The sequence below is a fragment of the uncultured Winogradskyella sp. genome (genome assembly GCF_947496485.1).
GTDB lineage: Bacteria > Bacteroidota > Bacteroidia > Flavobacteriales > Flavobacteriaceae > Winogradskyella.
Window position 1 is genome coordinate 1 of sequence record NZ_CANMCZ010000003.1, and the last position, 25920, is coordinate 25920.

29 protein-coding genes and 2 tRNA genes are annotated in these 25920 nt (G+C 32.3%); 17 read left to right on the forward strand and 14 right to left on the reverse strand.

The window, feature by feature from the left end:
- Positions 1-408: 408 nt before the first annotated feature.
- The 4 genes from thrS to rplT all read left to right on the forward strand — a co-directional run bounded on the left by thrS (position 409) and on the right by rplT (position 3635).
- Positions 409-2349 (forward strand): threonine--tRNA ligase, encoded by a 1941-nt coding sequence (thrS, locus tag Q0822_RS10255; protein ID WP_299123192.1) that lies wholly within the window; start codon positions 409-411, stop codon positions 2347-2349.
- Positions 2350-2382: 33 nt separating this feature from the next.
- Complete coding sequence (gene infC, locus Q0822_RS10260) at positions 2383-2931, forward strand: translation initiation factor IF-3 (protein ID WP_299124165.1); 549 nt, start codon at positions 2383-2385, stop codon at positions 2929-2931.
- 59 nt (positions 2932-2990) lie between these two features.
- On the forward strand, positions 2991-3188 hold the full coding sequence (gene rpmI / locus Q0822_RS10265) for a 50S ribosomal protein L35 (RefSeq protein WP_299123194.1): 198 nt from the start codon (positions 2991-2993) through the stop codon (positions 3186-3188).
- A 102-nt stretch (positions 3189-3290) separates the two neighbouring features.
- The gene (gene rplT, locus Q0822_RS10270) at positions 3291-3635 is read left to right on the forward strand and encodes a 50S ribosomal protein L20 (RefSeq protein ID WP_299123196.1); all 345 of its coding nucleotides are present in this window, start codon (positions 3291-3293) and stop codon (positions 3633-3635) included.
- A gap of 70 nt (positions 3636-3705) precedes the next feature.
- Here the strand turns inward: rplT and Q0822_RS10275 are convergent, their stop codons facing one another.
- The 11 genes from Q0822_RS10275 to tgt form a co-directional block, all read right to left on the reverse strand.
- Positions 3706-4128, reverse strand: a complete 423-nt coding sequence (locus Q0822_RS10275) for a secondary thiamine-phosphate synthase enzyme YjbQ (RefSeq protein WP_299123200.1) — start codon at positions 4126-4128, stop codon at positions 3706-3708.
- 18 nt (positions 4129-4146) lie between these two features.
- Positions 4147-4425 (reverse strand): EF-hand domain-containing protein, encoded by a 279-nt coding sequence (locus Q0822_RS10280; RefSeq protein WP_299123205.1) that lies wholly within the window; start codon positions 4423-4425, stop codon positions 4147-4149.
- Positions 4426-4479: 54 nt separating this feature from the next.
- On the reverse strand, positions 4480-5745 hold the full coding sequence (locus tag Q0822_RS10285) for an asparagine synthetase B (RefSeq protein WP_299123208.1): 1266 nt from the start codon (positions 5743-5745) through the stop codon (positions 4480-4482).
- Positions 5746-5809: 64 nt separating this feature from the next.
- Complete coding sequence (locus tag Q0822_RS10290; protein WP_299123213.1) at positions 5810-6526, reverse strand: sulfotransferase family protein; 717 nt, start codon at positions 6524-6526, stop codon at positions 5810-5812.
- Between the two features lies 1 nt (position 6527).
- Positions 6528-7445 carry an aminotransferase class IV gene (locus Q0822_RS10295; RefSeq protein ID WP_299123216.1) on the reverse strand — a complete coding sequence of 306 codons (918 nt, stop codon included), beginning with the start codon at positions 7443-7445 and terminating at the stop codon, positions 6528-6530.
- Between the two features lie 61 nt (positions 7446-7506).
- Positions 7507-8541, reverse strand: coding sequence for an AI-2E family transporter (locus tag Q0822_RS10300; RefSeq protein WP_299123218.1), 1035 nt, complete (start codon positions 8539-8541; stop codon positions 7507-7509).
- A 68-nt stretch (positions 8542-8609) separates the two neighbouring features.
- Positions 8610-10142 carry a replicative DNA helicase gene (dnaB, locus tag Q0822_RS10305; protein WP_299123221.1) on the reverse strand — a complete coding sequence of 511 codons (1533 nt, stop codon included), beginning with the start codon at positions 10140-10142 and terminating at the stop codon, positions 8610-8612.
- A 169-nt stretch (positions 10143-10311) separates the two neighbouring features.
- Positions 10312-11265, reverse strand: a complete 954-nt coding sequence (locus tag Q0822_RS10310; protein ID WP_299123224.1) for an acetyl-CoA carboxylase carboxyltransferase subunit alpha — start codon at positions 11263-11265, stop codon at positions 10312-10314.
- Between the two features lie 52 nt (positions 11266-11317).
- Positions 11318-12226, reverse strand: coding sequence for a DMT family transporter (locus tag Q0822_RS10315; RefSeq protein WP_299123227.1), 909 nt, complete (start codon positions 12224-12226; stop codon positions 11318-11320).
- The gene (locus tag Q0822_RS10320; RefSeq protein ID WP_299123230.1) at positions 12213-13289 is read right to left on the reverse strand and encodes an LptF/LptG family permease; all 1077 of its coding nucleotides are present in this window, start codon (positions 13287-13289) and stop codon (positions 12213-12215) included. The genes Q0822_RS10315 and Q0822_RS10320 overlap by 14 nt, the downstream gene beginning before the upstream one ends.
- A gap of 3 nt (positions 13290-13292) precedes the next feature.
- Positions 13293-14423 carry a tRNA guanosine(34) transglycosylase Tgt gene (gene tgt, locus Q0822_RS10325; protein ID WP_299123233.1) on the reverse strand — a complete coding sequence of 377 codons (1131 nt, stop codon included), beginning with the start codon at positions 14421-14423 and terminating at the stop codon, positions 13293-13295.
- Positions 14424-14589: 166 nt separating this feature from the next.
- Between tgt and Q0822_RS10330 the strand changes: the two genes are divergently transcribed.
- From Q0822_RS10330 to Q0822_RS10345, 4 genes are read left to right on the forward strand one after another with little or no spacing between them, the layout of a single operon-like run.
- Complete coding sequence (locus Q0822_RS10330) at positions 14590-15435, forward strand: transketolase (protein WP_299123236.1); 846 nt, start codon at positions 14590-14592, stop codon at positions 15433-15435.
- A gap of 37 nt (positions 15436-15472) precedes the next feature.
- Positions 15473-16132, forward strand: coding sequence for a hypothetical protein (locus Q0822_RS10335; RefSeq protein WP_299123239.1), 660 nt, complete (start codon positions 15473-15475; stop codon positions 16130-16132).
- Positions 16129-17082, forward strand: coding sequence for a transketolase C-terminal domain-containing protein (locus Q0822_RS10340; RefSeq protein WP_299123248.1), 954 nt, complete (start codon positions 16129-16131; stop codon positions 17080-17082). Before Q0822_RS10335 ends, Q0822_RS10340 begins: the two co-directional genes overlap by 4 nt.
- Before the next feature lie 54 nt (positions 17083-17136).
- The gene (locus Q0822_RS10345) at positions 17137-17736 is read left to right on the forward strand and encodes an outer membrane beta-barrel protein (protein ID WP_299123249.1); all 600 of its coding nucleotides are present in this window, start codon (positions 17137-17139) and stop codon (positions 17734-17736) included.
- Between the two features lie 76 nt (positions 17737-17812).
- Here Q0822_RS10345 and Q0822_RS10350 read toward each other — a convergent pair whose 3' ends face one another.
- Complete coding sequence (locus Q0822_RS10350) at positions 17813-18853, reverse strand: hypothetical protein (protein ID WP_299123252.1); 1041 nt, start codon at positions 18851-18853, stop codon at positions 17813-17815.
- A 132-nt stretch (positions 18854-18985) separates the two neighbouring features.
- On the opposite strand from Q0822_RS10350, the gene Q0822_RS10355 reads away from it, so the two are divergent.
- The 3 genes from Q0822_RS10355 to Q0822_RS10365 all read left to right on the forward strand — a co-directional run bounded on the left by Q0822_RS10355 (position 18986) and on the right by Q0822_RS10365 (position 20527).
- The gene (locus tag Q0822_RS10355) at positions 18986-19354 is read left to right on the forward strand and encodes a S4 domain-containing protein (RefSeq protein WP_299123255.1); all 369 of its coding nucleotides are present in this window, start codon (positions 18986-18988) and stop codon (positions 19352-19354) included.
- A complete protein-coding gene (locus Q0822_RS10360; RefSeq protein WP_299123259.1) occupies positions 19341-19931 on the forward strand; it encodes a methyltransferase domain-containing protein in 591 nt (196 codons plus the stop codon). Before Q0822_RS10355 ends, Q0822_RS10360 begins: the two co-directional genes overlap by 14 nt.
- A gap of 92 nt (positions 19932-20023) precedes the next feature.
- Entirely contained in the window at positions 20024-20527 is a 504-nt protein-coding gene (locus Q0822_RS10365; RefSeq protein WP_299123262.1) for a phosphoribosyltransferase family protein, read from the forward strand.
- Here Q0822_RS10365 and Q0822_RS10370 read toward each other — a convergent pair.
- The gene (locus tag Q0822_RS10370; RefSeq protein ID WP_299123265.1) at positions 20519-21040 is read right to left on the reverse strand and encodes a shikimate kinase; all 522 of its coding nucleotides are present in this window, start codon (positions 21038-21040) and stop codon (positions 20519-20521) included. The genes Q0822_RS10365 and Q0822_RS10370 overlap by 9 nt on opposite strands.
- 129 nt (positions 21041-21169) lie before the next feature.
- On the opposite strand from Q0822_RS10370, the gene Q0822_RS10375 reads away from it, so the two are divergent.
- The 6 genes from Q0822_RS10375 (at position 21170) to Q0822_RS10400 (ending at position 25302) form a co-directional block, all read left to right on the forward strand.
- Positions 21170-21242, forward strand: a tRNA-Lys gene (locus Q0822_RS10375).
- Positions 21243-21296: 54 nt separating this feature from the next.
- Positions 21297-21380 (forward strand) — tRNA-Leu (locus tag Q0822_RS10380).
- A gap of 224 nt (positions 21381-21604) precedes the next feature.
- A complete protein-coding gene (locus Q0822_RS10385) occupies positions 21605-22507 on the forward strand; it encodes a MerR family transcriptional regulator (RefSeq protein ID WP_299123268.1) in 903 nt (300 codons plus the stop codon).
- Between the two features lie 7 nt (positions 22508-22514).
- Positions 22515-23975: a phytoene desaturase family protein gene (crtI, locus tag Q0822_RS10390; RefSeq protein WP_299123271.1), complete on the forward strand. Its 1461-nt coding sequence runs from the start codon at positions 22515-22517 to the stop codon at positions 23973-23975.
- A gap of 25 nt (positions 23976-24000) precedes the next feature.
- Positions 24001-24840, forward strand: a complete 840-nt coding sequence (locus Q0822_RS10395) for a phytoene/squalene synthase family protein (RefSeq protein WP_299123281.1) — start codon at positions 24001-24003, stop codon at positions 24838-24840.
- A gap of 15 nt (positions 24841-24855) precedes the next feature.
- Positions 24856-25302, forward strand: coding sequence for a sterol desaturase family protein (locus Q0822_RS10400; RefSeq protein WP_299123283.1), 447 nt, complete (start codon positions 24856-24858; stop codon positions 25300-25302).
- 1 nt (position 25303) lies between these two features.
- On the opposite strand, the gene Q0822_RS10405 is transcribed toward Q0822_RS10400, so the two are convergent.
- On the reverse strand, positions 25304-25870 hold the full coding sequence (locus Q0822_RS10405) for a TlpA disulfide reductase family protein (RefSeq protein WP_299123286.1): 567 nt from the start codon (positions 25868-25870) through the stop codon (positions 25304-25306).
- Between the last annotated feature and the right edge of the window lie 50 nt (positions 25871-25920).

A 25920-nucleotide genomic window follows, 5' to 3' on the forward strand; every position in this document is an offset into this window, starting at 1 on the left:
ACTACCCTCTTTGACTCTATATCGCCATTAAGAGGGCGCAAATATATAACTCCTTTTTAATCCTACAACAACTTTTTTTACTTTATTTCTAATACCTTTTTAATAAGCTTATTATGAAGGAATTATAACCAAATATTTATTGAAATCGAATCAAATAATATACTACTGTAATTCATTATTGTTTAAATACCTTTATTTCTTGAATACTTTATTTATCACAAGTCTTTAGGTTGGGCTTCGTAGCGCTAGCAGCAGTGTCCTTTCGCATAAAGCAAAAGATATTAGCGGATAGTCCGCAGTTTTGCTCTCTAAAAGCAAAAGTCAAATACCATTAATATTAAATAGAAACTTCACTTTGTCTATTATATATATAGGTATATCTTTGTAGGCTAAAATTTATACTATATAATGATAAAAATTACTCTACCTGACGGTTCGGTTAGATCTTTTAATAAAGATGTGACGCCTTATGAAGTGGCTGTTGATATCAGCGAGGGATTTGCTCGTAATGTTATTTCAGCAAAATTCAATGATAACGTTGTTGAAACTAACACTCTATTGACCACAGATGGGAGTCTTACTTTATATACATTTAGAGATGATGCTGGGAAGAAAGCATTTTGGCATTCTTCTGCTCACGTTTTAGCTCAGGCTCTAGAGGAATTGTATCCTGGTGTTAAGCTTTGGGTTGGTCCAGCAATTGAAAATGGTTTTTATTATGATGTTGATTTAGCTGATGGCACAATTTCTGAAAAAGATTTTAAGCAGATTGAAACTAAAATGATTGAGATTGCACGAGGCAAGCACGACTTTAAAATGCGTGATGTTTCTAAAGCAGAAGCTCTATCTTATTATAAAGGTAAAAACAATTATAAAGTCGATCTGATTGAAAACTTAGAAGATGGCACAATTTCTTTCTGTGACCATTCAACTTTCACAGATTTATGTCGTGGTGGGCATATTCCAAATACAGGTATTATAAAAGCTGTAAAAATAATAAGTGTTGCTGGTGCTTATTATAAAGGTGATGAAAACAATAAACAACTTACCAGAGTTTATGGTATTTCATTCCCTAAGCAAAAGGAACTTACAGAGTATCTTCATTTATTAGAAGAAGCAAAAAAACGTGATCATCGAAAGCTTGGTAAAGAATTAGAATTGTTTACGTTTTCTCAAAAAGTAGGTCAAGGTTTACCTCTTTGGTTACCAAAAGGTGCTGCTTTACGTGAGCGTTTGGAAAACTTTTTAAAATTAGCTCAAAAAAAGGCAGGTTATGAAATGGTAGTCACACCTCATATTGGTCAAAAAGAACTATATGTTACTTCTGGTCATTATGCCAAATATGGTGAAGATAGTTTTCAACCAATAACAACTCCTTCCGATGGTGAAGAATTCTTATTAAAACCTATGAATTGCCCTCACCATTGTGAGATATACAATAGCAAACCTTTTTCATATAAAGAATTACCTAAACGATTTGCTGAATTTGGCACTGTATATCGCTATGAACAGAGCGGGGAATTGCATGGACTGACTCGAGTGAGAGGGTTTACTCAAGATGATGCTCATATTTTCTGTACACCAGATCAGCTAGATTCAGAATTTAAAGAAGTTATTGATTTAGTATTATATGTTTTTGGTTCATTAGGATTCGAGAACTTTACAGCTCAAGTATCTTTAAGAGATCCCGAAAAACCAGAGAAGTACATTGGAAGTGATGAAAATTGGGAAAAAGCAGAGCAAGCTATATTGAATGCAGCTATTGACAAAGGGTTAAATTATGTTGTCGAAACTGGCGAAGCTGCTTTTTATGGCCCTAAATTAGATTTTATGGTTAAAGATGCTCTTGGTCGTCAATGGCAACTAGGAACTATACAGGTAGATTACAACTTACCTGAACGCTTCGATTTAACTTACAAGGGTAGTGATAACGAGATGCACAGACCTGTTATGATTCATCGTGCACCTTTTGGAAGTATGGAACGATTTGTAGCAATTTTATTAGAGCATACAGGTGGAAATTTTCCGTTATGGTTAATGCCAGAACAAGCTATTATTATATCAATTAGTGAGAAATATGAAAAATACGCGGAAAAAGTTTTAAATTTGCTAGAAAATGACGAAATTCGCGCCCTTGCAGACAACAGAAATGAAACTGTAGGTAAGAAAATTCGTGAAGCTGAAATACAGAAGCTTCCGTTTATGATTATTGTTGGTGAGCAAGAAGAAAAAGATAATACAATAACTGTACGTCAACATGGTGGTGAAGACCTTGGCACAATTACTGTAGAAGATTTTGTAAAAATTATAAAAGATAAAGTCAATAAAAGTTTAAAAACTTTTAAATAAATAATGTTTAATTAAAATACAGAAACCATAGCAATACGTAGAAACAGAAAGAATTACAACAGACGTGTAACCCAAGAGGATAAGCACCGTATAAATTCAAAAATTAGATCTGAAGAAGTAAGAATCGTTGGCGACAATGTAGAAGTGGGAGTTTACCCAATAAAAAAAGCATTATCCATTGCTGATGAACAAGGTTTAGATCTTGTAGAGATTTCGCCAAATGCGAACCCTCCTGTTTGTAAGGTAATGGATTATAAAAAGTTTCTTTACGAACAAAAGAAACGAGAAAAGGCGTTAAAGTCTAAAGCAACTAAAGTAGTTGTAAAAGAAATTCGTTTTGGTCCAAATACAGATGACCATGACTACGATTTTAAAAAGAAGCATGCCGAAAAGTTCTTAAAGGACGGTGCAAAACTAAAAGCTTTTGTATTCTTTAAAGGACGTTCAATAGTATTCAAAGAGCAAGGACAAATCTTATTATTAAGATTGGCTCAAGATTTAGAGGAATATGGTAAAGTAGAACAAATGCCTAAGCTTGAAGGTAAGCGTATGATTATGTTCATTGCACCAAAAAAGAAGTAAAAAAGCTGTTGATTCAGCAAAACGATAATAAGCGAAACGTAAATTAAATCTAGGAGAAAATGCCTAAAATGAAAACAAAATCGAGTGCTAAGAAACGTTTCAAACTAACTGGCACTGGTAAGATTAAGAGAAAGCACGCTTTTAAGAGTCATATATTGACGAAAAAATCTAAAAAGCGTAAGCTTAAGTTAACTCATGATACTTTAGTACACAAGAATGATGAGGATAACATTAAAACAATGTTACGGTTAAAGTAATGTTGTTTTAATCGGTTAAAACAATTTATAAACCCTGGAGTTAGGCAAAATTATTTAGCAAGTGTCATTTTTGACCGCCTACTACAAAAAACAATTAAAGAAATGCCAAGATCAGTAAATTCAGTTGCAAAAAGAGCCAGAAGAAAAAAGGTTCTTAAGCAAGCAAAAGGTTACTTCGGAAGACGTAAAAACGTTTGGACAGTAGCAAAGAATGCGGTTGACAAAGCGATGCAATATTCGTATAGAGACCGTAGAAATAAAAAGAGAACATTCCGTTCGTTATGGATTATGCGTATTAATGCAGGTGCAAGACAACATGGAATGAGCTATTCAAAATTTATGGGAGGATTAAAAGCTAATAATATTGACTTGAATCGTAAGGTTCTTGCAGATTTAGCAATGAATCACCCAGAAGCTTTTGAAGCTATAGTAAACAAAATTAAATAAGGCTTTTTGCCAAATTAATAACAACATTTCGCTTAAAAAAATCCGATTCTTATGAATCGGATTTTTTGTTTTAGTTTCCATATGCTGTTAGAACTAGCTGCCTACCATTTGCTCTATTTCTATGCTCGCAGATATATATACCTTGCCATATTCCTAAATTTAAGCGCCCATTTGTTATGGGAATTTGAATAGAATTACCCATCAACGATGCTTTAATATGTGCCGGCATATCGTCAGATCCTTCAAAAGTGTGCTTGTAGTAGTTTTGATTCTCTGGTACCATTTTATTGATATGACTTTCAAAATCTAGTCTTACCGTAGGATCTGCATTTTCATTTATGGTTAAACTAGCCGAAGTATGCTTTATAAATACTTGTAATTGACCTATTTTAATTTCAGAAATATCTGGAATAGCTTTCAATACTTCATTAGTAATTAAATGGAAACCTCTTGAAAATGCTTGTAACCTTATTTCTTTTTGGAAGAATTGCATACTAGTGAAGCTTTTTGATTATTTTGAGTCTTCAGAAATTTCATCAATGGCTAATTTGAATTCTTCCCAATTAATAAGACCATCACTATTTTTATCATAACCTTCAATAAGTTTTGAAGATACAATACCACGAATAAATCCATTAATTTCTGCTTCCTTTAACAATTTAACAATCTCTTTCTTGCTTAATTTGCCATCACCATTCTTATCGAAAAATGCAAAAGCTTCTTCAGGGGTACTATAATGATTTGTTATTAAGATTTGAATTTTATTGAGTATTGCTTCTTTTCTTCCCATGTTAAATTGAATTGATTAAGATTTAAAATACTAAAGAACGACTACAGATAAATATCAGGTTTTCTGCTTCTTCTTTTTGGCTGCAGGAAACAAAACATTATTCAAAATGAGACGATAACCAGGTGAAGTAGGATGCAAATCGAGTTCTGTTTTTGGGTCACCTACTCTATGCGTATAATCTTCGGGGTCATGACCACCATAAAAGGTAAAGAATCCTTTTCCTTTAATACCATGAATATATTTAGCCTCACCATTGGTTCTATTCTCACCCATCACCAAGACATTAGATTTAATTTGTTCTCTAGTGAATGAAGTCGTTTGCCCCATAAAACCTTTTACTAAAGCAGTATGGTTTTGAGTAAGCATTGTTGGAATTGGATCCCATTTAGCGGAATATTCCATCAACGAAAAATAGTCTGTTGTATAAGGTATTTGACGTTTCTGAGTCATATCAATGGATGAAAACTCATAAACATTAGGACTACGTTCTAAGATGTAATCTTTGAAAGCAAAGGTATTAGTAAAATCAATTTTGTTCTGATAACCTGCATCACTTCCATCACCATCAAACATCGGCTCGCAGATATCTACTCCTTCCGCCGAAAGTGCTATATCAAAACTGTCTGTAGCAGAACACATGGCAAACATAAATCCACCACCAACAACATAATCACGTATTTTAAGAGCAACTGCTAATTTAGCATCAGAAACTTTATCATAACCCAACCGTTTTGCTAATTCCTCTGCAGTTTTCTTTTCTTCTATGTACCATGCAGCTGAACGATAGGTTCTATAAAATTTCCCATATTGGCCAGTAAAATCTTCATGATGTAGATGTAACCAATCGTATAATAATAATTCGTCTTTTAATACTTCTTCGTCATAAATGGTTTCATATGGAATCTCGGCATAGGTTAACACCATAGTTACTGCATCATCCCAAGGCTGTTTTCCATAAGGTGTATAAACTGCGATTTTTGGTGCTTTTTCTAAAACTACAGCTTCTTGATTTACTGATGGGCTGGCAATATCTTCTAAGATTTGAGCAGCTTTTGTATCAGAAATCACTTCAAATGAAACACCTCTAATTTGGCATTCGCGTTGAATGATTTCGGCATCTGGCAACAAAAAAGATCCTCCTCTATAATTCAGTAACCATTTTACCTTTAACTCTCTTTCTAATGTCCAATACGTAATACCGTATGCCTTTAAATGGTTTTCTTGAGTTTCAGCATCCATAGGAATAAGTATATAAGACGCATATACATTAACACTTAAGAAAAGCGCAAATAATATGAAAACAATTTTTTTCAAGTTCATAGATTTAGAACGAAATATAACTATTTTTTAGTCTATAGTCATTATTTTATCATTCTTTTAAGACCTAAATAGAATATGAAATAAGTTTTTCGTAATACGGTTGAGACTCATTTAAAAGTGAATTCAAATGAGTTGGAAAAGGATTTTCCCTTGGCTCATATTTTTGAAAACCATTCGATTTATGCACATTATGATACCAATATTTTGCCCAAATACCATCTTCTTGTCTTTGCTTTGGCTGCCAAGCCAACATATTATGATCAAATGGTATATTAGCAAAATCGCATAATTTTTTAAGTGTTTCTTTTGGGTTTAATAATACTTTTTTAGAATCTAAAACAGTGAAAGGTATATTATGTTTTTCAAAATAGTCTAGCAATTCGATATGAAGTGCGTAACCAACATCATCAATAGTAGGATTATAAATCACTTTATCGAAAGAGGGTAACATATCCTTGGGATCTCTAGTAAGAATTACATTGACTGTTTTTTTCATAAAGTCACGATTTAAGTCTAATAAATGGTGCGTCATATGCTTAAAAAACAATACTGGCTTTTCATTGTTAGTAAGCATCAAATTCACAACTTTTTCACCACTATTCTCCATTGTCTTGAGAATATCGTCTGCTCCAGGATGATAAGAATGTGCTTCGGGATGATGTTTTAAATAATATGCATATAGTGGCTCATCAAAAACTTTGGTATCAAAGCGTTGCGCAAATGAATACATCAATGCCGTTGAAATATTTCGTGGTCCAGACCATAAGCAAATGCGTTTCACATTATCCATTTTTTACTGAGTTTTCAATTAAAGCTGTATATAAACTACTAAGTTTCTTCGTCACTTTTCCATAATTACCTTCACCGATTTGTCGTCCATCAATTTTAGTTACTGGTGTTAATCCTCCAAATGTTCCTGTTACAAAAGCTTCATCTGCTCCATAAACATCAAACAATGAAAAATCTTTTTCAAAACATGGGATATCATTTGATGTACAAACTTCAATGACTTTAGCTCTGGTAATTCCATTCATGCAGTATTTACTTGTAGAGGTCCAAACTTCATCATTTTTTATTATGAAAAAATTAGTTGCATTACATGTAGCCACAAAGCCATGAATATCGAGCATCAAGGCTTCATCTGCACCAGCTTGTATGGCTTGAATCAATGCCTGAACTTCATGAAGTTTACTGTGACAATTTAGCCTTGGGTCTAAATAATCTGGAGACCCTCTTCTGATTGTACTTGTAAACAATGTAATCCCCTTTTTCTTTGAGGCTTTTGAGGCTGTTTTATATTCTGGAATAATAACCACATTTGGACCAGAAATGGTTAATCTTGGATCCTGAGAAGGTGTTTTTTTGATACCACGAGTTACCATAATTCTCACATGCACTCCATCACTCATATCATTAGCCTTCAGTGTGTTCCAAACTTTTTTAGCAAGTTCTTCTTTAGTGAAAGGTAAATGCATACCTACTGTTGCAGCAGATTGCCATAAACGATTAAAGTGATCTTCCAAAAACACTAAAACTCCATTATGTAATCGTAAGGCTTCCCATATACCATCACCAACTAAATAACCACTATCAAAAACAGAGATTTTAGCCTCATTTCGAGTAAATAACTGGTCGTTTATAGAAATTAAAATATCATTATTTCTAGAATCTTCTAGAGCATTATGCGTACCATGAACCATAACTATAATTTTAAAGTAGAAAGATACTTAAAATTATAATTTGAAATATTAAAAATCGCCCTTAGTCTATAGTAGTTTCATTGCCAGAAAGTAAACTAGCAATGATTTTTGTATTGGGAAATTGGTCTAGTATAATTTTTATAAAAACAGTTATTGGTATTGCCATTATCAATCCAGGAATTCCCCAAAGGAAACCCCAAAACATGAGCATTACTAATACAGCTATTACATTTATCGAAAATGATTTTCCCATGAAAATAGGCTCTAAGATAGCACCGAAAGTCACTTGAACCATTGAGATTGAAAATACAAAAAAGAACAATGTACTTGTCGGATCTAACTCAACAAAAGCAAAAATAGATAGGCATATTACCGAAATAAATGAGCCTACCATTTGAACAAAATTAATTGCAAAAGCAAATAAACCCCAAAATATTGGAAAGCTTACATCAAAAAACACACACATTAAACCAGTAAACAAACCTGTCAGTGCACTTACCAATACTTTAACTTTTATAAATTTTATGAGATCTTTTTCAATCTTCATGAAGGTTTTAATGGAAGTATGCTTTTGCTTTAAAATAGTATTATTTAATAGTTTATGCACATTGATAGATTCGGCTAACCAAAGCACAACAAAGAAAACAGTCATTAACAAGCTAGTTAAAAAAGAATTTAGGAAGCCTAATGTTGATCCCAAGTTTTCTTTTTGAAATAATTGAGCTACAACATTTTTATCTTGTTGAAATTCAATACCATAATTCTCTAATAAATAACCCTTTAAATCTGCTATTTTTTCTTCTGCCTTTGGAAAAAAATCAGACTTAGTAGCTATAATTTCTTTGCTTGATAATTGAACTAATTCAATACCTAGTTTAAGACCTCCTGCGGCTAACAACAATACAATAATTATACTAATTACTTTAGGAACTTTTCTACGTCCAAGCCACCGCATTAATGGTAAGAACAGTAATGCTATAAACATTGAGAATATCAACGGAATGAAAATGAATGATAGTATTTTAAGAAGATAAAATACTAAGGGAACAACTATAATGAGTAATAAGATATTTGTAGTACGTCTTTGGTCTAGCATGAGGCAAATTCTTTAAATAGGCATGTAAATATAAGTCAAAATTCGTTTTTCGACTTCATAAAAGGCTTTTAAAAAGGAACACCGTCATCCTCAGGTCCATCAAAAGCATCAGATGCAGAAGGGAAATTATCTGGTTTAAAAGTATCGTCATTAGCTGCTGCATTCATTTTGGAATGAAACTCACCAAATGGAGTGTCAAAATCATCCAGGTTGTCAAACTTACCTAAGTGTCCGATAAACTTCAGTCGTATATTCTCTAAACCACCATTTCTATGCTTTGCAACTATAAATTCTCCTTGCCCTTCTGTTGGTGAACGTTCTTCATCATCCCATTCATCAATTTTATAATATTCAGGCCTGTAAATAAATGAAACAATGTCCGCATCCTGTTCTATTGCACCAGATTCACGTAAATCAGATAGCAAAGGACGTTTACTTCCACCACGAGTTTCTACAGCACGAGATAACTGTGATAATGCAATGACTGGAATACTTAATTCTTTGGCTAAAGCCTTTAGGTTACGAGAAATAGTAGATATCTCTTGTTCTCTGTTACCACCTTTTTGACTTCCACCTGCTGTCATCAACTGCAAATAATCAATCATTATCATCTTAATACCATATTGAGATGCTAGACGACGTGCTTTTGCTCTTAAATCGAAAATTGAAAGTGATGGAGTATCATCAATAAATAAAGGAGCTTTTTCTAAAGTTTTTACTTTAACATTGAGCTGTTCCCATTCGTGTTTTTCAAGTTTTCCTGTTCTTAATTTTTCTGAAGATAAGCCAGTTTCACTTGAAATTAAACGGGTTATTAATTGTACTGAGGACATTTCTAAAGAAAAGAACGCTACAGGAATATTACTGTTAACTGCTACATTACGAGCCATAGTTAACGTAAATGCTGTTTTTCCCATACCAGGACGTGCAGCTACAATCACTAAATCGGATGGTTGCCAACCAGAAGTCAACTTATCTAACTTATCAAAGCCCGAGGGAATTCCACTCATTCCCTCTTTATTAGAAATCTCTTCAATCTTCTTTTTGGCTTGGATTACCAAACTCTGAGCTGTCTCTGTTGACTTCTTAACATTACCTTGGGTAACTTCATAAAGTTTAGCTTCTGCATTGTCCAAAAGGTCAAAGACATCTTTAGTTTCGTCATAAGCTTCTTCAATAATTTCACTTGAAATTTTGATTAAACTACGTTGTATATATTTTTGAAGAATAATACGAGCATGAAACTCAATATGTGCTGAAGATGACACACGTTGTGTTAAAGAAATGAGGTAAAAATCGCCTCCAACCAAATCTAACTTTTCGTCTTTCTTTAGCTGACTAGAAACGGTTAATAAGTCAACTGGCTCGCTGTTTTCAAATAATTTAAAAATAGCTTCAAAGATATGTTTATGTGCATCCTTATAAAAAGCCTCTGCACTTAAAATGTCAATAACCTCATCAACACCTTTCTTATCTATCATCATCGCTCCGAGCACAACTTCTTCTAAATCAATAGCTTGAGGTGGAATTTTTCCTTTCTCTAAACTAATGATTGTGCTCTTATCAACTTTATATCCTTGTATTGGGTTGGGTTGTTTCATAAGTAACAAAAGTAGCAAAATTGTATCGACGAACTGCATTATGGACTTTTTACAATCTCAACACTTCGTTAACAATTTAACTGTTAATAACTCTAATATATTGTTAATAGGGATAAAAAAAACCAAAGTCTAAACTTCGGTTTTTTTTAGTTGCCTATGTTTAGTGGATTTAGTCTTTATAGACTCCCATTTCATCATATTTATCCATACGTTGTTTTACTAAATCTTTTGGTGATAAGTTTTTAAGCTCCTCATAAGATTTAACGATGGCATCTCTAACTGCTAAAAAAGCTTTTTCTCTATCTTTATGTGCACCACCAAGTGGTTCTTTAACTATCTGATCAACTAGCTTCATTCGCTTCATGTCCTTAGCTGTAAGTTTTAAAGCTTCTGCTGCTTGTTCTTTGTATTCCCAGCTTCTCCATAAAATTGATGAACACGATTCTGGAGAAATAACAGAATACCATGTATTTTCTAACATTAAAACACGATCTCCTACTCCAATACCTAACGCACCTCCAGAAGCACCTTCACCAATTATCACTGTTATAATTGGTACTTTAAGGCGGGTCATTTCTAAAATATTTCTAGCAATAGCTTCCCCTTGTCCGCGTTCTTCTGCTTCTAAACCTGGATAAGCACCCGGAGTATCAATTAAAGTTACTACTGGTATCCCAAACTTTTCAGCAGATTTCATTAAACGTAATGCTTTACGATAACCTTCAGGATTAGACATTCCGAAATTACGATACTGTCTTGTTTTAGTGTTAAAACCTTTTTGTTGACCAATAAACATATAAGATTGGTCTCCTATTTTTCCTAGGCCACCAATCATGGCCTTATCGTCTTTCACATTTCTATCACCATGCAACTCTAACCAAGAATCTCCGCAAAGTGCTTTTATATGATCTAAGGTATAAGGTCTATCTGGGTGACGTGATAATTGTACACGCTGCCAAGCCGTAAGATTTTTATATATTTCTTTTTTAGTTTCAGCTAATTTTTTTTCAATTTGCTTACAGGTTTCAGTAACATCAACATCACTTTCTTTTCCTATAATCTGGCATTTATCTAGCTGATCTTCTAATTCCTTTATTGGTAATTCAAACTCTAAGTATTCCATACAATTTGAAGTTAGTTTTTTTGTTTAGTTAGTTAATGCAAATATAAAAACTTTAATCGGTAATTTTATGTGTTTTACCTTTTCGTCTTTTATAGTTTTTGAATATGGCATCAAATAATACCGTTACAATTACAAGAATGGCACCTATGTAAAATTGTGGTGACATTTTTTCGCTCTCCGGAAATAAAACTAAAGCTAACGCTATGCCATAAATAGGTTCTAAATTATAACTCAAAATTACTGTAAAAGGACTTATATATCGCATTACTTCGACTGCACCAATAAAGGCATAGGCAGTACAAACTGAGGCTAAAATGAAAAGGTATATCCAGTCTGAATTTGAAAGTGTAAAGAATTCAGCATTAAAATGAGTTCCTGATAAAAGGATAAATACAGTTAAAAACAATACACCACTTATAAACTCATAAAATGAAATGATTGTTGCGTTATAACGCTCTATAAAGCGTCCATTAATAACAGCAAATAATGTTGAAAATAATGCAGATAATAACCCCAAAATAATCCCATTGAGGTAACCCATTTCACTACTAGTTATGAGAAAAACGCCAAATATTACGATAATGCCAAAAAGTATTTCGTAACCTAATATGCGTCGTTTAAAAAAAATAGGTTCTATAAAAGAGGCAAAAAACGCTCCCGAAGAAAACATGGCTAATGCAATAGAAACATTGGCCTGATTGATTGCTTCAAAAAAAGTAATCCAGTGTAAAGCTATAATGACACCTGCAACTGAAAATTTTAAAAATGCTTTTTTACTAATCTTAATATTAAGTTTTATAATCTTAATATATATGAACATTAAAATACCAGCTATCGCCATTCTATACCAAACTAACTCTAGAGATCCTATTGTAATAAGTTCGCCAAGGATTGCTGTAAAGCCTGCAATAAAGACTAAAAAGTGTAAGTGTAAATAATGCTTTAATTTAGCGTTTGGCATTTTGTAGAAGGTATATTGCTAAAATACCAAATATAAAATTAGGAAACCAAACAGCGATTATAGCAGGGAAATTGGACTGCTCAGCCATAACGCCAAAAACCTTATCAAAAAACACAAAGATCATTACAATAGCTATACCGAAAGCTAAATTTACGCCCATACCTCCTCGCCTCTTAACAGATGAAACTGCCACGCCAATTATGGTAAGAATAAATATAGAAACTGGCAAACTCCATTTCTTAAGTTTTACTACTTCGTATCGTCCAATATTTGGCGACCCTCTTCGCTTTTCTGCTTTAATGAATTCTAACAAATCACCATAAGATTTAGTTTCAGCAGCATATTCTACTGGAGTTAAGTCTTCTAATTCAAATGGTAGACTTAAGTTTTTTTTCTTTTCTTTTTCTACGGTTTCTATTCCATTTTCAAAACTACGTTTTACATATGTAGTTAATTGATAAGTTGAATCTTCTTCAACGTATCGAATACTATTCGCAAAAATCTTATACTTAAGCTCATTACCCTCAAAATGCTCGTAAGTGAAGTTCATTCCTACCTGTCTACTAGTGCTAAAGTTGCTTACAAAAATATAATCGTTATCGTTTATCTGTTGGTAAACGTCTCGCGTTTTTTGAACTTGTTTATTTTTCTTCAGATATTTAAACCTAAATTCATTAAAACCTTGACTTGCAATTGGAGCTAAATACATTCCTAGAACTAAAGCGAAAACGGCAACAATAGTTGCCCCAATAAGATAAGGTCTCAAAAATCTAGAAAAAGAAACCCCAGAACTCAGAAAAGCTACAATTTCTGTATTATTAGCTAACTTAGAAGTAAACCAAATTACAGATAAAAATAAAAATAAAGGAAAGAGTAGGTTTGCAAAATAGACTGTAAAATCTAGGTAATAAGCAGTAACATCTCCAAATGGAGCATTGTTTTCTAACATTTTTCCAACCTTCTCAGCTAAATCTACTGTAATTCCTATGGGAATAAACAATAGTAACATCATTAGAAATGTAAGCAAATACCTTTTTAATATGTACCAATCTAATATCTTCACTTACTACAATCTTTTATCCATTTGTTTAACCATTTTATCTTTCCAAGCTCTAAAATCACCTGCAATGATATGTTTCCTAGCTTCTCTTGTCAACCATAAATAGAAACCTAGATTATGTATAGTAGCAATTTGTTTTCCCAACAATTCATTAACAGTAAATAAATGTCTTAAGTAGGCTTTACTATATTCTGTATCTACAAATGTAATCGCCATTTCATCTATTGGAGAAAAATCATCTGCCCATTTTAAGTTCTTAATATTTATAGAACCATGTGCCGTAAACAACATACCATTCCTGGCATTTCGTGTGGGCATTACACAATCAAACATATCTACACCTAACGCGATATTTTCTAATATATTGATTGGTGTACCAACTCCCATTAAATATCTAGGTTTGTCCTCTGGTAATATACTACAAACTACATCTGTCATCGCATACATTTCTTCCGCTGGCTCACCAACTGAGAGTCCCCCAATAGCATTACCTTCCGCTCCAGCATTTGCAATATACTCTGCAGATTGTTGTCTTAAATCTTTATACGTACTTCCTTGAACAATAGGAAAAAACGTTTGCTCATAATCGTATTTAAAAGGAGTCTTTTTTAAATGTGTTAAACAACGCTCTAGCCAACGATGAGTCATATGCATTGAACGTTTTGCATAGTTATAATCGCATGGATAGGGAGTACATTCGTCAAAAGCCATGATAATATCTGCTCCTATACTTCGCTGCACTTCCATAACGTTTTCTGGTGTAAAAACATGGTAACTACCATCAATATGTGACTTAAATTTTACTCCTTCTTCTTTGATTTTTCTATTTGCAGATAAAGAATAAACTTGATACCCACCAGAGTCCGTTAAGATATTCCTGTCCCAATTCATAAACTTATGTAATCCACCAGCTTGTTCTAAAATTGGAGTTTGTGGTCTCAAATACAAATGATATGTATTTCCTAAAATTATATCTGGATTAATATCGTTCTTTAACTCTCTCTGATGCACACCTTTAACGGAACCGACAGTACCAACAGGCATGAAAATTGGAGTCTCAATAGTACCATGATCTGTAGTAATAACTCCTGCTCTGGCTTTAGTTTCCTTATCGTTTGCTAGTCTTTTAAAATTCATTAAATCTAAGTCTATCGGCAAATATAATTAACTCATTTACATTCGTTCTTAATTAAAAATAAAAATTGTTAGCAAATCACTAAAATCGTTAATAAGTGACATCAATCAATCTTTGAAAGGCTCTTGTAAAAACCTATTTTTGTGCCATTAATTTAAGCAACAAAGTATGCCAAATATTCAACAATTAGAAGATTTAACCACGCAAGTTCGTAGAGACATTTTGCGTATGGTACATAAAGTAAATTCTGGTCATCCAGGAGGCTCTTTAGGTTGTGCCGAATTTTTTGTTTCATTGTATAAAGAAATTATGGAACGAAACGAAGGTTTTGATATGGATGGAAAAGGAGAAGATTTATTCTTTCTTTCAAACGGACATATTTCGCCCGTGTTTTATAGTGTTTTAGCTAGGTCTGGTTACTTTCCAGTGAATGAATTAAATACGTTTAGATTAATAGATTCCCGTCTACAAGGACATCCAACAACTCATGAAGGTTTACCAGGTGTAAGAATCGCCTCTGGTTCACTAGGTCAAGGCATGTCGGTTGCCATTGGTGCTGCACAAGCTAAGAAACTAAATAATGATAGTCATATAGTATATAGTCTTCATGGTGATGGAGAATTACAAGAGGGACAAAATTGGGAGGCCATTATGTATGCTTCTGCAAAGAAAGTAGATAATCTTATTTCTACCATTGATTTAAACAAACAACAAATTGATGGCTCTACAGACGATGTTTTACCAATGGGAAGCATTAAAGCGAAGTTTGAAGCTTTTGGCTGGACTGTTTTAGATATTGAAAAAGGAAATAACATAGAAGCAATTCTTAATGGAATGGCTGAAGCTAAGTCTTTAACAGGAAAAGGAAAACCTGTTTGTGTGTTATTGCATACAGTAATGGGTAATGGTGTGGATTTTATGATGCACACACACGCTTGGCACGGAAAAGCGCCTAATGATGATCAACTTGCTGTCGGTTTAGCTCAAAATGCAGAAACCTTAGGAGACTATTAGTATGAAAAATGTTTTAATCATATGTTTTTGTTTACTAATGTGCCAGTCCTATGGTCAAGAAAAATCTATAGAAATAGATTATGTTGTAGATTACGAGATTCCTAGTAAACGTAATTCAACTGTTGACACTATTTCTATTGGTTTCAATAAAGATGGAAAGTATATTTGGACTAACCACAATGCATTAGCTTTAAGTTTGGCTAAATCATTAGTTAAAAATTCTTCACAAGATTATTCTAAAGCTGAAAGTGATTTAATTCTTGATACAGAAGAAGGGATTTTAACACTAATTTTTAAATTAGATAGAAACATTATTTTTTTTAGCTTAAGCCTTGAGACATTCTTGCCAAATTCTAATGAAGAAGATTTAGATTTAATTACAGAAGATTCAGGTGAAATTATAACTGTCCTAGAAAAGGAAATAGCCGTTTACAACATGTTTCCTAGCAATAAACCAGAGGATGTTATATCTATTGCTACTGACAAAGCATTTAATGTAAATAACAATTTGATTTTTAAAAAATTCTTTGAAATTGCATTTAAAAAATCAGGTTTTTCAGATAATAGCGCACCCACTATTCCTAGTGGTTTAATTATGAAAATAATGGAAGACGGCAATACCATGATAGAAGCCGTTAAAGTAGATAATACAAAAAAAACAATAAAAATTAATTACAGTTTCAAAATAACAGAATGAAAACATATACATACACAGAAAAGAAAGATACAAGAAGCGGTTTTGGAGCTGGCTTAGCAGAGTTAGGAAGAACAAATCCTAATGTGGTTGCCTTATGTGCTGATTTAATTGGATCTCTAAAAATGAACGAGTTCATCGACGAAAATCCTGAACGTTTCTTCCAAGTAGGAATTGCTGAAGCAAATATGATGGGAATAGCTGCAGGTTTAACTATAGGCGGAAAAATTCCTTTTACTGGGACTTTTGCTAATTTCTCTACTGGTAGAGTTTATGATCAAATTCGCCAATCTATCGCTTATTCTGGTAAAAATGTAAAAATATGTGCATCTCATGCAGGTTTAACCTTAGGTGAAGATGGTGCAACGCATCAAATATTAGAAGATATAGGTTTAATGAAAATGTTACCAGGTATGGTAGTTATAAATCCTTGCGATTATAACCAAACAAAAGCAGCAACTATTGCTATTGCAGAACACGATGGACCAGTATACTTAAGATTTGGTCGACCTTCAGTTCCGATTTTTACTCCTGCAGATCAGAAATTTGAAATTGGTAAAGCGATTAGATTTACCGAAGGTACAGATGTAACTATTGTAGCAACTGGTCATTTAGTGTGGGAAGCATTAGAAGCTTCAAAAGCTTTAAATGAAGAAGGAATCTCCGCCGAAGTTATTAATATTCACACTATAAAACCTTTAGATGATAAAGCTATTTTAGATTCAGTTTCTAAAACAGGTTGTATAGTAACAGCCGAAGAACATAACTATCTTGGTGGACTAGGAGAAAGTGTAGCAAGAGTTTTAGCACAGCACAGACCTACTCCTCAAGAGTTTGTAGCAACCAATGATACCTTTGGAGAATCAGGTACTCCTGCCCAACTTATGGATAAGTACGGATTAAATAGTGATGCCGTACAAAAAGCAGTAAAAAAAGTATTAAAAAGAAAATAAGTTCGTTTTGGCAACGTTTTTGATATTAGATACCTAATCTTAAAAACGAACATTATGAAAAATTTGAAAAAGTCAGCTTTCTTAGCTGCAATTTTAGCATTTATTAGTTTTAGTTTAAGTGCACAAGACGGAAGTTCCTTTGGTATTAAAGGTGGTCTAAACTACAGTGCCAATGGTGATTATTTTCAGTCTATTGGCGATAATGCCAAAAATCCGGATCGTAATATTGGCTATCATATCGGTGTCTTCGGAAAAATAGGTAAGAAGCTTTATTTTAGACCAGAGTTAGTTTATACAGCTACAAAAAGTGATTATGACAGCGATAACTTCAATGTCAAAAAAATTGATGCGCCTCTTTTAGTTGGAATAAAAGTTTTAGGTCCAATTAGTGTTTTTGGTGGACCATCACTACAATATATTTTGGATACTGAATTCGATGGTATTAGTATTGATAATGTAGAAGATGATTTCTCAGTAGGATTAAATTTTGGCATCGGCCTAAATCTTAATAAAATAGGAATTGACCTTAGGTACGAAAGAGGATTTAATAATAATGAAGCTACTTTTATTGACAATAATATAGGAACTGATGTCACTAGTAGAATTGATACTAGGCCAGATCAGCTGATTTTGAGTTTATCTATTGCATTATAAATATTCGAATTACGAATAGAAAAGCCGCTATATGAGCGGCTTTTTTATTTTTTTTCAATAAGAGATTTATTGCCTTTTAACTACTAGTCTCATTGTAATTAATAGTTACTTCATCATCTAAATAATCTAATACACCATTACCATCTGTATCTAAAGCTTTAACCGTAGTAATTGTGATGATACCAGCGTCAGTACTTCTACTGTATTCATATTCATTATCATCTAATGTAGGTTCAGATTCACCCATATTAGTATCTACTGTATAAATGGTTTGTTCTAACTCATTAAATGTAGAGACATCATCATCATCATCATCTAGATCAATAAAATTAGGAGCTTCATCTTCATCAGAATCATCATCAAATACTGATAAGTTAGCATCTAAATCTTCAGCATATGATGGTATTCCATCACCATCATCATCTACTGTTTCGTATTGTAGCATTTCAAACTTAAATATTAAGTTATCATAAGATGACCCAGTAGTTATTCCCGAAAAATAGGCCAATCCAGATGGAACAAACATTACACCTAAGCCAAAATTATTATAATTAACGACTCCATTATCAATACTAAAACCTGTAGAAGTATTAAATGACGGCATTACAAGTTGCCATGCCCTAATTGTACCAAAAGTATTAAAACCATTGCCTACTAATGTCAAATCCAATGGTGTAATTCTAGAATCAAATACCTCACCATCTTCTACCGAACTTCCCTCATACCTTACGCGCACTAAATCCGTAAATTTTGGAGCTTCACCTGCACCTTGATTTATTCTTAATATATAATATTCATAATCCACTTCTAAAAACTCTGTTGTGTGTGTTTCTACAGCATCCATTAATAAGGTGCTTCCTTCTGGAACATCCTCTCCCGCCTGTAACTCTGTGATAATGATATCTGTATATTTATGATCAGTCCCTGTTTCAAAAAAGCTAGAATTATAATAATGAGTAGATAGATAATCGATTATAGAATCGCTATCCTTCATCTGTTGCTCTGTTCTATCTTCCTCAACAAAAGTAATGGTTGGGAGATCGTCATCTTCGCATGAAATAAAGACCGTCAAAACAGTCAGTATAAAAAGTGAAAGCTTAAAAGTATTAATTTTCATAAATTTTGTATTTCTCATATTAATCTACCACAGATTTAATATGACGTTCATTATTGCTTAATTATAAGCCGCAAGATACAATAATATAATATTTTTGTACAATAAGATTAACGTAGTTTTTAGTTAAAAAATATGCGAATTGATAAATACTTATGGTGCGTACGCTATTACAAAACACGTAATATTGCTACGCAAGCCTGTAAAAAAAGACAAATAAAGGTAAATGGTGTTGTGGTAAAACCATCGCGAGAAGTCTACCCAACTGATAAAATTGAATTGAGAAAAAATCAAATTACCTACCAATTAACAGTTAATGACTTACCACCAAATAGAGTTGGTGCTAAATTAGTTGATATTTATAGAATAGATACTACACCAAAAGAAGCGTTTGAAGCTCAAGAACTTTTGAAGTACAGCAAAGATTATTATCGTAAAAAAGGTACAGGACGACCAACTAAAAAGGACAGAAGAGATATTGATGGTTTTTATGAAGAAGAATAATCTAGATAAAATATATTGGGAAGAACGCTACGCCAATGAAAATATTGGATGGAACATTGGTTATCCTTCTACTCCATTAAAATCGTATATCGATCAACTTAAAGACAAAACAATAAAAATCTTGATTCCTGGAGCAGGTAATGGTTATGAAGCTGAATACTTATGGAAAAAAGGTTTTAAAAATGTTTATATCGCTGATATTGCTAAACTTCCTTTAGAAAATTTCAAAAAACGTGTTAATGACTTTCCAGATACCAACTTATTACACATGGATTTTTTTGAATTAGATGACGATTTTAATTTAATATTAGAACAAACCTTCTTTTGTGCATTACATCCAAAACTAAGAACAACATATGTTGAGAAAATACATCAGCTATTAAAACCAAATGGAAAATTAGTTGGCTTACTATTCGATTTTGAACTAACAGCATCTGGCCCACCATTTGGTGGAAGCATTTCTGAATATAAATCTCTTTTCGAAGAAAAATTTAAAATTAAGATTCTAGAAAACTCAATTAATTCAATAAAAGAAAGACAAGGTAAAGAACTGTTTTTTATATTTGAAAGTCTATAATTTATATTTGGTAAACTTTGATTGTTGCCAATATAAATTAAAAAGCTGCAAAGAAGTAGCTTATTAGAGATTTTAATTTTGTAAAGCGTACTATGGCATTAACAAAAAACACAATTTTAAGTCATAAAGAAATTGAACATAAAATAAAGCGCATTGCTTACCAAATTTATGAGAGCAATGTTGACGAGACCGAACTTATTATTGCTGGTATTGAAAGTAATGGTTATCTCTTTGCAAAAAAAATAAAGAATAACCTTGATAAGATTTCTTCAATAAAATCTATATTGTGTAAAGTTACAATAGACAAAGAAGAGCCAACCAACCCTGTTCTTACTTCAATAAAAAAAGAAGATTACACTAATAAATCTATTGTTTTGATTGATGATGTTTTAAATTCTGGCAGTACACTTATTTATGGCATTAAACACTTTTTAGATGTACCATTAAAGCAATTTAAAACAGCTGTTCTTGTAAATAGAAATCATAAAAAATATCCTGTAAAAGCAGACTTTAAAGGTATATCACTTTCTACCTCGCTTTTTGAACATGTGCATGTTAACCTTTCTAAACAGCCATATGAAGCTTACTTAGATTAATTGCATTAAAACTTCCTCTAGTATATCTTGTTTAGATTTATTATCCGACGCGATAGTAAAATGGGCTTTATTATAATATTGAACACGTTCAAAAATATGCTTACCAATAAATTCTAGTAGATCTTCTTCCGATTTTAAATGACTAATCAACGGTCGTTTTGCACGTTCATTAAATAAACGTTTTGCTAGATTCGGAATTGAAAGTTTTAAATAAAACAATGTAACATTTTGATTGTTCGTTACTATATCCAAATTGTTACCATAACAAGGTGTGCCACCACCTAGCGCGAGTACAAGATTCTCGGAAGATTCTATAAGTTCTTTTAAATATTTAGACTCTTTTTTTCTGAAATAAATTTCTCCTTTAGTTTTAAAAACTTCAGAAATAGAAGCGTTTTCTTTATCAGAAATATAATCATCTAAATCTAAAAATCTAAAATTTAGTAAAGTAGCTAATTCCTTACCAATGGTCGATTTTCCCGATCCCATATAACCCATTAAAACGACTATCATAATGCTTATCTTTTGATTATTAAATCTCTACACTAATAGACAACAAAAAAACGAAAATTTAAATAAAAAAAGTGTTGTTTTATTAATTAAACATTTTATATTTGCACCCTCGTTAGAGAAAAACATTTTGACCAGTTAGCTCAGTTGGTAGAGCATCTCCCTTTTAAGGAGAGGGTCCTGGGTTCGAGCCCCAGACTGGTCACAAAAAGTTAAGCAAAAAAGCTTAACTTTTTTTTTACCTTTACTTCATTATTTTGCGCACGTGGCGGAATTGGTAGACGCGCCAGCTTGAGGGGTTGGTGGACATTAGTCCGTGGAAGTTCGAGTCTTCTCGTGCGCACTATATTTTTATATCTCAAATATCTAAGCGATTATTGACTTAATTATGCTAAAGAAGTTTTCTCAATGGTTTATGGCTTTTGAGAATACTTGTAATTAATAACAAGTATTTTTATTTTATTACTGCTTTAGAACTTCAACTATATATTTTTTACTTAAATAATGTTAATTCTACAGTCATTATAAATATAAAATGTATTTTTGTTTAACTATTTTTACAAAAAAATGAACAACATTAAAAGTCAATTCAGTATTAAAGACCTTGAAAATCTTACTGGCATTAAGGCACATACCATAAGAATCTGGGAAAAGAGATACAATCTTTTAGAACCTAAACGTACTGATACGAATATTAGATATTACGACTTAGCAAATTTTCAAAAATTACTAAATGTTAGTTATTTAAATAATAATGGCTATAAGATTTCAAAGATTACAACTATTGATGAAGATAAAATCCCACAATTAGTTAGAGAAATAGCTTCAAAAAACGATACGGACAATCATGCTGTCAATGCACTTAAATTGGCAATGCTAAATTTTGACCAAGCACTTTTCTACAATACGTACGAATCACTTTTAAAAGAAAAATCATTCAGGAGTATCTTCTATGATGTTTTTATACCAATGCTCACAGATATGGGAATGCTTTGGCAAACAGACACCATTACTCCAGCACATGAGCATTTTATAACAACACTAATAAGACAAAAAATATTAGTTAATACTGAGAAGATTCAATCTAAACACGTCAATAATTCTAAGAAGACCTTCGTTTTATATCTGCCAGATAACGAAATACACGAATTGGGTCTGATGTTTATAAACTATGAAATTGTCAGCAATGGTTATCATTCCATATTTTTAGGACCTAGCGTCCCTTTAAATAGTTTAACAGATATTCAAAATTATTATGATGATATCATATTTGTCTCTTATTTTACGGTTAAGCCAGAAAAAGAAAATTTATCAGACTATATTGACACTTTCAACAAAGTGATATTGAAGAAGTCTAGTAATACAAAATTTTGGGTTTTGGGTAGAATGCTATCGTACTTAAATTTAGAAGATTTGCCTAACAATATGAAAGCCTTTGGCAGCATAAAAGAATTAGTAGAAGAACTTTAATTTACAGATGCAAAAAACTATATCTATAATTGGCTCAGGCTTTTCGGCATTATCGGCATCTTGTTATTTAGCACAAGCCGGTTATAAAGTTTCAATTTTCGAAAAAAATGATACTGCAGGAGGAAGAGCAAGACAACTTATTAAAGACGGTTTCACTTTTGATATAGGTCCAAGTTGGTATTGGATGCCAGATATCTTTGAGAAATTTTTTAATGATTTTGGAAAAAGTACAAGCGATTATTATCAACTAGATAAGTTAAGTCCTGCTTATAAAATCTTCTTTTCGGATGAAATCATAACTATAGGTGATCATATGGATCAAATCTGTGAAGAGTTTGAACGTATTGAAGTCGGAAGCTCTAAACCACTTCGTAAATTTATAGCTAGAGCGCAAGAGCATTATGATATTGCTATAAATAAAGTAGTTTTAAAACCTGGTATCTCACCTTTTGAATTAGTAACCAAAGAAACTATAACACGAGTAGATCGATTTTTTAAAACGATTAGTTCTGAGGTTCGTAAAAATTTTAAGAATCCAAAATTAATTTCAACTTTAGAATTTCCTGTACTGTTCTTGGGAGCAAAACCAAATCAAACCCCTTCGTTTTATAGTTTTATGAATTTTGCTGATTTTGGACTAGGCACTTGGCATCCTAAAGGTGGTATGTACGAAATCATAAAGGCAATGAAAAATTTGGCTGAAAGCTTAGGAGTAAAAATTCACACCAATAGTAATGTTGAGAAAATTAATGTTGACAACGGAAATGCTGTAGGTATCTCAGTAAATGGAGAAGTGCTTCAATCTGATTTTGTATTGAGTGGTGCAGACTATCATCATTCTGAGACTTTATTAGATAAAGCTTACAGACAATACAGTGAATCTTATTGGGATAAACGAACATTTGCACCTTCTTCTCTACTCTTTTATGTAGGTTTTAATAAAAAGTTAAAAAATGTAGAACATCACAACTTATTCTTTGATACAAACTTCGAAACACACGCTGAAGAAATTTATGATGATCCTAAATGGCCAAAAAATCCATTATTTTATGTTAACTTTCCTTCCGTAACTGACAAAAGTATGGCACCTGATGGTTGTGAAACAGGTTTTTTCCTCATTCCCATTGCACCAGGATTAGAAGACACACCAGAATTACGTCAACAATATTTTGATATTATCATTAATAGATTCGAAAAAAGAATCAATCAAAGTGTTCGAGAGAATATTTTATTTAAAGAATCGTTTTGTGTTAATGACTTTATAAGTGAATATAATTCCTATAAAGGAAATGCGTATGGCATGGCTAATACATTAATGCAAACTGCATTTCTAAGACCAAAATTAAAAAGTAAAAAAGTAAATGGGCTTTATTTTACAGGTCAACTTACAGTCCCTGGACCTGGTGTACCACCATCCTTAATTTCAGGAAAGCTCGTTGCAGAACTGATTAAAAAAAATGAAGCTTAATTACTAAAAAATTGTAACTTTAAATATGAAATCCCTTTTTGATAATGTTTCTAAAGAATGTAGTAAACTTGTAACCAATGCTTACAGTACTTCATTTTCTATGGCAACAAAAATGTTGTCTGACGTTATCAGACAAGATATCTACAATATTTATGGATTTGTGAGATTCGCTGATGAAATAGTAGATACATTCCATGAATATGATAAAGAAAAACTTTTCAAAAATTTTGAAGCAGATTTAAGATTAGCTTTAGAAGATAAAATAAGTTTAAACCCTATTCTTAATGCCTTTCAGGAAACATATCATAAGTATAGTATCGATAAGCACTTAGTAGACGCATTTATGAATAGTATGCGCCTAGATCTTCATAAAAAGGATTATTTAACTGAAGAAGAATATAGAGCATATATCTATGGCTCTGCTGATGTTGTTGGCCTAATGTGCTTAAAAGTTTTTGTGAAAGGTGATAATGAAAAGTATGAAGATTTAAAAGAATCTGCTATGAGTCTTGGTTCTGCATTTCAGAAAGTGAATTTTTTACGTGACCTGAAAGCTGACTTTGAGGATTTAAGTAGAACGTATTTCCCAAATACTGATTTAAATCAACTTGATGAAGTGTCAAAACAAGCCATCATCGCAGATATTGAAGACGATTTTTCTAAAGGGCTGAATGGAATTAAACGTTTACCTATAGAAGCTAAATTTGGAGTTTTTATGGCGTATCGTTATTACAATAAACTACTTCAAAAATTAAAGAAAACACCAGCTATTGAAATAAAATCTACACGAATTAGAGTTCCTAATTACAGAAAAGTAGAATTATTGACCAGAAGCTATGTAAAATATCAATTAAATTTACTCTAAAATCGCAAAAGTATTATGCAAACTGTTTTTTGGATATTAATCTTTTTAGGCACATTTTTTATAATGGAATTTAATGCTTGGTTTACACACAAGTACATAATGCATGGTTTTTTATGGAGTTTACATAAAGACCATCATCATAAAGATCACGACAGCTGGTTTGAACGTAATGATGCGTTCTTCATTTTCTATGCTGTTGTTAGTATGACCTGCTTTTATTTATGGAATTATGAAGGCGTATGGTACACTCTACCAATTGGTTTAGGTATTTTGTTTTATGGAATGGCCTATTTTATTGTTCACGATATATTTATACACCAACGTTTTAAATGGCTACGCAATATTGATAATAAATACGCTAGAGGGGTTAGACGTGCTCATAAAATTCATCACAAGCATTTAGGAAAGGAAAAAGGTGAGAATTTTGGGATGCTAATAGTGCCTTTTAAATATTTCAAATAAGTTATTCTGAAAGTAAAACATCAAGCTGACTTCTAACTGTTTCACTATTCCAATCCAAAGCACCAGATTCATCAATTACTATTTTACCAGATTTATTGATGACAAAAGTTCTTGGAATTGAGCGCGTTTCTAGTTCTTTTGGAATTTCGTTCAAAGCTTGTGATACTTCAAAATTAAAATCGTTCTTCGTTTTAAATTTGTTTACTGTTTCAAAATCATCACTGGTTATAAATAGAAAAACTACTTTATCATTATAATCATCATATAAAGATTGGAGGCTAGGCATTTCAACAATGCATGGTGGACACCATGTTGCCCAAAAGTTTATAAATACTACTTGTCCCTTAGCATCATTAAAATCGTAGATATTCTGAGAATCTAACCTTAATTTCCAATCGTAATTATCTAGAGTAATACGCTCAGAGTCTTCTATAAGACTTGTAGAACTAAAATAACTCAATACTTTGTGCAAAGCTATTTGAATAGGCTGACGAGTTTGAGGAATGATCAACAAGGCTATTATTACTAAAAAAATAATATTAGCACGTTTCAATTTTTTGATTTTCATCTTATATAATGTAAAAGCGTAATCCCATAGTCGGAATTACGCTTCTAATC